This window comes from Mycobacterium sp. (assembly GCF_036488105.1).
GTDB lineage: Bacteria > Actinomycetota > Actinomycetes > Mycobacteriales > Mycobacteriaceae > Mycobacterium.
The window spans coordinates 1-8,409 of sequence record NZ_DASXHW010000508.1; the positions used below are offsets into that span (position 1 = coordinate 1).

Consider the following 8,409-nt stretch of genomic DNA (forward strand, 5'->3'; position numbering starts at 1 on the left):
GGCCGGTACCGCTACCGGCTGCGACGAACCGACGACGGCTTGCGCATTGCCGCTAAGCGCGCAGAACTGGACATGACGGACCTGCGGGAAGTCGGCGACGTGGCGATCATCCTATGAGCGACGTACTGTGCGGCCGGACCGTTATCGTCACTGGCGCGGCATCTGGTATCGGCCTGGGCATCACTGCACGCCTTATCGACGATGGCGCAGCAGTTTTCGCGGCGACCCGCAGCAAAGAAGACCTGGATCACGTCTACGAACAGGCAGCGATAGTCGGCGGATTCGTCGGCGAACTCAACGAGCACGGCGTGGCTGACGACCTGGTCGCAACCGCCGTTGATGCGCTGGGCGGTGTCGATGTGTTGGTCAACAACGCCGGTGGCGGGGTGATCCTGCCGACCCTGGAACACACCGAAGAGTCCCTGCGGGCCACCGTGGACAACAACTTGTGGACGACGATCTACTGCGTGCGAGCGGTACTCCCCCACATGGTTTCTCGCGGTCACGGACGCATCATCAACATCGGTGCCGATTCGGTGCGGACCGGGCTGGTGGACCACGCCATGTACAACGCCGCCAAGGGCGGTGTGCATGCAATGGTCACCGGCCTCGCACGTGAGTTTGCCGCGGCCGGCATTACGGCGAACACCGTGGCACCCTGTTACGTGCGGACACCTGAATTGGCGGCATTACTCGGATCCGGCCAGGCGCCAACACGTTTAAGGCAGGTCGTCGAGGAGGGCGCGGCCATCGTCCCGATCGGACGCCCGGGGGATCCAGCGGACGTCGCGGCGGCAGTCGCTTTTCTGGCAGGCGAGGACAGCCGATTCATCACCGGACAAACGATCTATGTCAACGGCGGCAGCAGCATGAGCTGATATCCGCCGGGCTATACGGAAACCCGGTTCACGCGATAAAGCTTCACTTCGTCGCTGACGCCTTTCAGCCGCCGCGCACCGGCAGGCGTCCACTCCAGACCCGCGGCGTTGCCTACAGCGTCGCGCGCGGAGTCGGCAACCATGACGGTTCCTGGACGCGCTTCGGCAGTGACCCGACTCGCCACGTTTACCGGACTGCCAAACCAATCCCCGGCACGGCTGACTGCGAGTCCAGAGGCAACGCCGACTCGTAGAGGGGGTAGGTCGTTTTCCGCTGCGGCGTCGATCAGGTCAAGGACCGCGTGGAGCAGCGGCACTGCGTCGAAACTAATGAGCATCACCGCATCGCCGATCGACTTGATGAATCGCACCGGGGAGCGCGCGGCATCGTGGGCCAATTCGGCGAATCGGCTGGCAATGCGTTCCAGATCTTCAGGACGAATCGCCTCACCCAGCCTGGTAAAGCCGGCGAGGTCCGCAAAACACACCGTCACAATGCGGGCACCGGGCAGCGTGCCCGCCGCCCGCTCGGCGGCAGTGACCGCATCCGTCTGGAATGAACGACGCAGTTCAAGGCGTATCAGGTCGTCCATCACCGCGCCAAGAGCCGGTGCGGACCGCACTGCCAACTGCTCCGCCGCTTGAGCCAACTCGACCTCACTGGCTCCGGGTCGCAGCAGCGTCTTCAGCGCCGCCTCACGCATAATCTCCGCCACGTGCCCCAGGTTCTCGATGACCACCCGCATCATGGCGACCGTGTCGTCAGGATCGAACCCTAGATCGAGAAAGAACTTTGCGCGGGCGGCGGCCTCTCCGTCCGAACGCAACAGGGCGGCCGCGTCGGGATCGTCGACCTCCAAGCCGATCGCGCGGTGCAGCCGTTGGAGTAGCTCCAGTTCAATCCCGGTCGCCTCGCTGACCTCGCGGGCTGACACGTAGTGGCCGTCGTCGCCGAGGACTTTGCTCGCTGGCAGCATCAGCGGGGCGGCGGCAGACCCGCAGATGTGCTCGATACTGAAGCCCTGGTCCAGCAGCCATTGGATGAGTTCAGCACGTTCCATGCACGCCGTTCCGTCGAGACCGTCAAGCAGGCCCAACGCCTCGAAATCGAAGTCTGCTGCCACGTTGCCAATCTAAAGCCAGATCATGGCCGCGACCGACGTGTCGAGAAACCGCCTCGCACGCGGAACCGCCACCTGACCTGAGCGTCAACTTCGGCCAGCCGCGCCAATCGCCTCGATCTCGCATTCGACGCCGGAAGCCCGTGAGAGACGTCCGTCAGCGGTGACAAGGACAACGTCTAAGGCCTCGGCCAATCCGACACACGCAGCGTCATAGGGGTAACGACATGCCGCAACTTCCAGATGCAGGGTAGCAGCGGCCGATGCGAGGATCGGTGCAGCTGCACAAAGATCACGGAACCTCGTCGAGGATCGCAGGGAGCGAGGACCGGTGGAACCCGTCGAACGCCACATTGTTCTTGACCGGCTGCAGATCCCACCATCCACGGCGGGCGTTCGGCGCTCCCCCGTCGATGCGGATGCACGAGCCGGTGATATAGCTCGCGGCCGGCGACAGCAGAAAGACGATCGCCGCCGAGACTTCGGCTTCAGTTCCGAACCGCTGCAACGGGATACCAGGCGTCAGGTCGTTGCGAATAAACGCGGTGTCCTTGTCCTCGTAGGTGTCCAGACCCTGCGACGCGATCGATCCGGGGGCGACCGTGTTGACCCGGACACCCGATTCGGCCCATTCCGTCGCCGCGCACTCGCTCAGCGTGAGCATTCCGCCGCGCGCCGCCGCGGAATGGGAGAAATGTGGCCAGCCGTGCCAGATGTCGGCGATCATGTTGACGATCGCGCCGCCGTGATTGACCATCCACCGGTTGTAGACCTCCCGCATGACGATGAATCCACCGGTCAGATTGCTGCTGACCACGGCCTCGAACCCCTTTGTCGAGATGGTTCTCATCGGAGCGCGATATTGGCCGCCGGCGTTGTTCACCAGGCCGTCGATGCGGCCATGGTCGGCCAGCACACGCTCGACGGTGGCGATGACCGCGCGTTCATCGCGAATGTCGGCGACATGGGCAGAAATCGAACCACCGTCGGATTCGATCTCACCGCGCACGCGTTCGAGTTTGGCGTCGTCGCGCCCGACGATCGCAACGTGGGCACCGAGCGACGCCAACTCATGGGCCGTGCAACGCCCGATACCGCTGCCGCCGCCGGTGACGACGACGATGTGGTCACGAAACAGGTCCCGGCGGTAGATCGAGTTGTAGGGCATGTTTTCCGTCCTCGGCTAGTCAGTGGCGCTCGGAGCTTGTCGTTACCCGGTCGTCGTCGCGCCGTTCGAGGAACTCCTGCTTGCGCTCGACGATTTCCGGGTCGCCCATGGTCGAATAGCCATACAGGCACTCAAGCCTGAGCTGGTCGTCCAATGGGCGCCCGACAACCTCGAGGATTGTCTGCTTCGCTGATTCCACCGCGGCCCTGGGATTGCGCAGAATCTTGGCCGCGACGTCCTCGGCGGTGGTCATCAGATCGCCATGGGGCACAACCCGATTGACCAGGTGGACCTCTTTGGCCCGTTGCGCGTCGACGGGTTCACCCATCAGCTCCAGCTCCATCGCGATACCCACCCCGACCGTGTTGACCAGCCGGACGATGCCCCCGTCGGCGAAATGCATGCCGCGTCGCATGTGGAAGAAGCCGAAGTTCGCGCGTTCGGACGCGATCCTGATGTCGCAGGCCAGGGCGAGTTCGATGCCGCCCCCGATGACCCAGCCGTTCAGCGCCGCGATGATCGGTTTGGGCGTCCGATGCAGCCCGCGGGTGATCCGGCCCGCGAACCCTTTTTCCAGCAGGCTGCGTCCGAGTTCGGGCCCGGCTTTGAGCCAGGGATCGACATGCGATTTGAGGTCCGCGCCGGCGCAGAAGGACTTGTCCCCGGACCCGGTGAGGATCGCGATCCGGACATCCCGATCGTCGCGGAAATCTGTCCACGCCTCCAACAGCAGCTCATCGGCCTCGGTGTCGATAGCGTTGTGAACCTCGGGCCGATTCAGCGTGATATACGCGATCTGACCACGCTTTTCGTAAATCACCTTGGCCATGGGGAGTCCCTCCGGAGTCATGCCGGAGCCGCGCCGCGGCCGGCCTTGTGTCGGGCAATGATCAGCTTCATGATTTGCGCGGTGCCGTCGCCGATCTGCAGGCCCAGGACGTCTCGCAGGCGTTGCGCGTAAGGCATTTCCTCGGTGTAGGCACCGTGCCCATTGAGCAGCAGGCAGGTTTGAACGGTGTCGAACGCCAACTTGGGTGCCCACCACTTGCACATCGCCGCCTCAGCCGTGTGTGCCAGCCCCTGGTCCTTGAGCCACAACGTCTTCAGGCACAGCAACCGGCATGCCTCGAGTTGGGTCTCGGCCTCGGCCAATGGGAATGACACACCCTGATGCGCGATCAGCGGTTTACCGAAGCTCGTCCGCTCGGCGGTGGACAACCATGTTTCGTCGAGCGACTGCCGGGCGACCGCCAGACACTGGAGCCCGATCAGCGCTCGGCTGTAGTCGAAGCCCTGCATCACCTGGACGAAGCCGTCATTTTCCCGGCCGATCAAGTGCGTTGCCGGTAGTACTACGCGGTCAAAGTGGACCGACCCCCGCCCGGCGCACCGACCGCCGAGATCGTCGAATTCGTTGGTTTTGATGCCCGACAGGTCGAGGGGGACAAGGAAGGCACTGATTCCGCGCGCGCCGCTGGACTGCGCGCCGGTGCGAGCCCAGACGATCGCGAACGTCGCCTGGGTCGCAAAGCTAGTCGAGGTCTTCTCGCCGTCGAGGATGTAGCGAGCACCGTCTTTGGTTGCCCGCAGTGTCAGGTTCGCGGCGTCCGATCCGCCGCCCGGCTCGGTCAGGGCGATGGCCGGGATCATCTCGCCGCTGGTCATGCCGCGCAGCCAGGGCGCGACCACCGCGGGATCCCCGTGCCGGGCCATGATCGCTCCGCTCAACGACATCGTCACCATCAACTGGCCGATGTTGTAGTCGGAGCGGCAGATGGCCTCGAGGACGAGACCCGCTGTCGTGCAGTCAAGTCCGAGGCCGCCATACGCTTCAGGCAGCTCAACCCCGAAGAGTCCAAGATCGCCCATCACCCGCAATGTCGCGCAATCGAACGCACCTTCCTGCTCGCGTTGTTTGTAATACGGCGCCAGCTGCCGCTCAGCGAAGCCCCTGGCAACCTCGACCAGCGCCTCTTGCTCCGCGCTGATCGAGAAGCTCAACGGTCCCGTCATGGCCCTCCTCGTGGTGACTGCTGGCGACCTCCGCTGTGAAAGCCGTCGCGACGCACGAACGCGACGATGACCATGCCGGACGACAGCCGATCCAGTGTCTGACACCTCAGTTGCCACCATGATACAGAATAGCATCGCATGATGAATATTTGTTCGGCGATGTCACGTCACGCCCGACCGAGGAGGCGCGCGAGGCGCCTCGGCCCCGACTATCCGCCGCTGTACTTTCGGAGACGCTCCGAGTAGTTGGCGTTGAAATCGGTGTAACGCTCTCGAAGTCGATCCCCTGGCCACCCCGCTGGGAGCAGCTCGTCCGGCAAGTACGGATCGAGCAGCAGGTGTCGGATTACCTCCGCTGTAGCGATGAACCCTTGGGCGAGACTCTCTGCCTCGTCGAGCACCGTCAGCAATCGGTCCGCCTCGGCTGCCCATCCGGGCAAGTCCCAGAGCGACGCTGCCAGGCTCATCGAGTCAGAGTGGTGACTGACAAAAAACTCACACTGCTCGGCGATGACCCCGTCGAGTTCGCGAGAGAGGTTGTCAGGCCGCATCCACACCCCCTCGCGCAACTCGCCCATCCGGTGCCGCACCATGCTCTTACGCAGGGCCACGCGCTCGGCCAGCGGCCGGGTCGTGCTCGTGACGACGGCCATCTCCCACCCCCCAGTCCATCGCCGAGTGGGAGGCGAGGTGAGCGCATCCTGTTCGGCCTGCCGTCGCAGCAATCGCTCGGACAGGCGATACACGCCATTCTCGACGGTCACGTCGCCGTCCTTCACCATGCGCGTCAGGGCAACGCGGGTGGCGCGGTCGGCGATCCCGAGAAGCTCCCCAACCTTCACCAAGGCGCTAACTGGAAGCGCCGGGGGGTGGTATCCGAGCAGAGTGCTCAACGCGACCGACCTCGCGGTAAGCGGGGTGATCGACGGCAGGTGACGGTCAGGAACGGCAGGAGACATACATGAACTCCATCACTTGTCCTACAACACATCGATCGCAATGCGCTCACGTATCGGCAATGCAAACCTATTGCAGTGCACAAGTAGGCCATTTCAGTACAGCCCGATCCGCAGTGACGTGTGTCTGGTCGGCCTGCGCGGGCGGTACACCCGACGGAGCGGCGCCGGATCACACCAGGTAGACGGTCACGATCAGCGCGGTGACTGCGAGCAACCAGCCGTCGCAGATGAACCGCAGCCCCAGTGGCGCCCGGCGCACCTCCATGAAGTACCCAATCACCAATCGCACCTTGACGGCGGCGATAAGCACGATGGCCACCGTCGCCACTTCGGGGGTGACCGAGTTCTTCGAAAGTAGCCAGGTCGATGTGCAGGTGGCCAGCATCAACGCGGCCCACACGATACTGACCGGCTTGCGAAGCAGCTCCATAGTCACCTCACCAGATACAGCAGCGGGAACAGGATGATCCAGAGCAGGTCGACCATGTGCCAGTAGATCGCGCCGCATTCGAGAACGACGGGCCGCTCCGGGTCGAACGACCGGGATCGGGCCTTGAACCACAGCACGAGTAACACGACGCTGCCCGCGATGACATGGAACAGATGGATTCCGGTCAGCGTGAAGTAGTACATGAAGAAGTCGTTGGTCAACAGGCTGATGCCCGCGTTCAACTTCTCGGTGTACTCGATGGCCTTCGACACCGCGAAGGCGAGGCCGCAGAGAAAAGCGCCGCCGATGAAACGCTGCGCCAGCGCAAAACGGGACTCCCGCACGGCGTCGAGCGCGAGCGCGGCAAACCATGAGCTGGTCAGCAGTATGAGCGTGTTGACGCCACCGAAATTCGGGTTCAGGTCGTGTCGGGATGCTTCGAACAAGGCCGGGTTATGAAGCCGGCCGACCATGAAGAACCCGAACAGGACGGCAAAGACCGTCATGTCGGCCATCACGAAGACCCAAACGCCTTCGACTCCCGGCAGCCGCCGCTTCGGCTCGCCTACCGATACGAACTGGGTGTTGGCTTCGGGACTCATCACAGCACTACTCATCAACACTTTCCCTAAGCGACGAGGTGACCGGTCGTTGTCCGACCACCGCTTAGCGATGACGCGGACAGGGCGTCAGGCACGGATGACCGTCTGCTCCCGACCGCGCACGACGGGTGCGAACTTCGATCGCAACACTGTCGAATCGCGCGGACGGGAGCCGCGACCAACCGAAGGGGCACCTGCGCGGGGCGCAGGTCAGGACGCGAGAGCCGTCGCCCGAGGGTCTGGGCCAGCCACCGCGGGGCTGTCCTCGAACTCGCGCGTGCGCCGACGAACGTCCTTGATCAAATAGGTGCTCGCAATTATTTCCCAGCACAGCCAGCAGAAGTACGGGAAGTAATAGCTCATGACGCCATTCCAGGCAAACGGGCCGGTCTTCAGAACGCCGGTGAGGCTCGCCGGGAAGAAGCTGACCGCGCAGAAGATGGTCAGGTAGCACACCCAGTTCGGCATGAGAGGCCTGGCCTTGTTTTTCCGATCCGACAGAACCGCCAAGGCGAGCGCCACCATCTGCAACGTGGTGCACGCATACTGCAGGTCGATGATCAGCCAGCCGGAATCGGTGAGCAACTGGATCAGCGCCGGGTCCCGGTCGGGCCGGAATGCCGCGATGGCCCAGAAGCAAGCGCTGAACGACACGACCATGACGGTCAGAGCGCCACCGATGAGCTGAAGGTTGGCCAGGACCGGGTACCCGCCCTCGATCTTCGCCATCCGGGCGCTGATATACGAACACCACGGCATGTACAAGCAAACGATGATGAGGGAGACGATGAAGCCCAGACGAATCTCCCCGAGGTTCTGCGAATAGCGAGCGGCGAGGTCTGTCGCGCTCAACGCGGGTGACGGATTCGGCAGGTTATGCCCGAGCACCCCCCAGAACAGCACGAAGGTGACCAAGAAAGCGGGGCCACACCAGGCGCTGATGAGCTGGAATCTGAAGCTGGTTTTCTGATCCATGTATCGCTCCTTTCCGATCGATTTCCCTTTGATCGCTGATTGTGACCGCGATACACGACACTGCATCAGCTGATGCAGAACGGTAACATCACTGAGGCGGCGTGACAACCCCACTGCGGGCCCCGGACCGAGCCCACCGCTCCCACACAGATCAGGCGGACCGACAGCGGGCTGGACACCACCGAGTTCGGTGGACCCGTCGTCCCGCGTAACCTCCTGCGCGCCGTTGTTGACCGAACCTCCAGCGGCCCGCCCGGCTGCCG

General features: G+C 63.6%; 9 protein-coding genes. 1 reads left to right on the forward strand and 8 read right to left on the reverse strand.

The window, feature by feature from the left end; translation table 11 throughout:
* Nucleotides 1-113: 113 nt before the first annotated feature.
* A complete protein-coding gene (locus tag VGH54_RS26760) occupies nt 114-878 on the forward strand; it encodes an SDR family NAD(P)-dependent oxidoreductase (protein ID WP_331515155.1) in 765 nt (254 codons plus the stop codon).
* 11 nt (nt 879-889) lie between these two features.
* Here VGH54_RS26760 and VGH54_RS26765 read toward each other — a convergent pair whose 3' ends face one another.
* The 8 genes from VGH54_RS26765 to VGH54_RS26800 form a co-directional block, all read right to left on the reverse strand.
* The gene (locus VGH54_RS26765) at nt 890-2,002 is read right to left on the reverse strand and encodes an adenylate/guanylate cyclase domain-containing protein (protein WP_331515156.1); all 1,113 of its coding nucleotides are present in this window, start codon (nt 2,000-2,002) and stop codon (nt 890-892) included.
* Between the two features lie 289 nt (nt 2,003-2,291).
* The gene (locus VGH54_RS26770; RefSeq protein WP_331515157.1) at nt 2,292-3,167 is read right to left on the reverse strand and encodes an SDR family oxidoreductase; all 876 of its coding nucleotides are present in this window, start codon (nt 3,165-3,167) and stop codon (nt 2,292-2,294) included.
* 19 nt (nt 3,168-3,186) lie between these two features.
* Nucleotides 3,187-3,996 carry an enoyl-CoA hydratase/isomerase family protein gene (locus tag VGH54_RS26775; protein ID WP_331515158.1) on the reverse strand — a complete coding sequence of 270 codons (810 nt, stop codon included), beginning with the start codon at nt 3,994-3,996 and terminating at the stop codon, nt 3,187-3,189.
* 17 nt (nt 3,997-4,013) lie between these two features.
* Nucleotides 4,014-5,180, reverse strand: coding sequence for an acyl-CoA dehydrogenase family protein (locus VGH54_RS26780; protein ID WP_331515159.1), 1,167 nt, complete (start codon nt 5,178-5,180; stop codon nt 4,014-4,016).
* A 209-nt stretch (nt 5,181-5,389) separates the two neighbouring features.
* On the reverse strand, nt 5,390-6,139 hold the full coding sequence (locus VGH54_RS26785) for a PaaX family transcriptional regulator C-terminal domain-containing protein (protein ID WP_331515160.1): 750 nt from the start codon (nt 6,137-6,139) through the stop codon (nt 5,390-5,392).
* Between the two features lie 169 nt (nt 6,140-6,308).
* Nucleotides 6,309-6,569, reverse strand: a complete 261-nt coding sequence (locus tag VGH54_RS26790) for a cytochrome C oxidase subunit IV family protein (RefSeq protein ID WP_331515161.1) — start codon at nt 6,567-6,569, stop codon at nt 6,309-6,311.
* Nucleotides 6,570-6,571: 2 nt separating this feature from the next.
* The gene (locus VGH54_RS26795) at nt 6,572-7,186 is read right to left on the reverse strand and encodes a cytochrome c oxidase subunit 3 family protein (protein ID WP_331515162.1); all 615 of its coding nucleotides are present in this window, start codon (nt 7,184-7,186) and stop codon (nt 6,572-6,574) included.
* Nucleotides 7,187-7,381: 195 nt separating this feature from the next.
* The gene (locus VGH54_RS26800; RefSeq protein WP_331515163.1) at nt 7,382-8,146 is read right to left on the reverse strand and encodes a hypothetical protein; all 765 of its coding nucleotides are present in this window, start codon (nt 8,144-8,146) and stop codon (nt 7,382-7,384) included.
* Between the last annotated feature and the right edge of the window lie 263 nt (nt 8,147-8,409).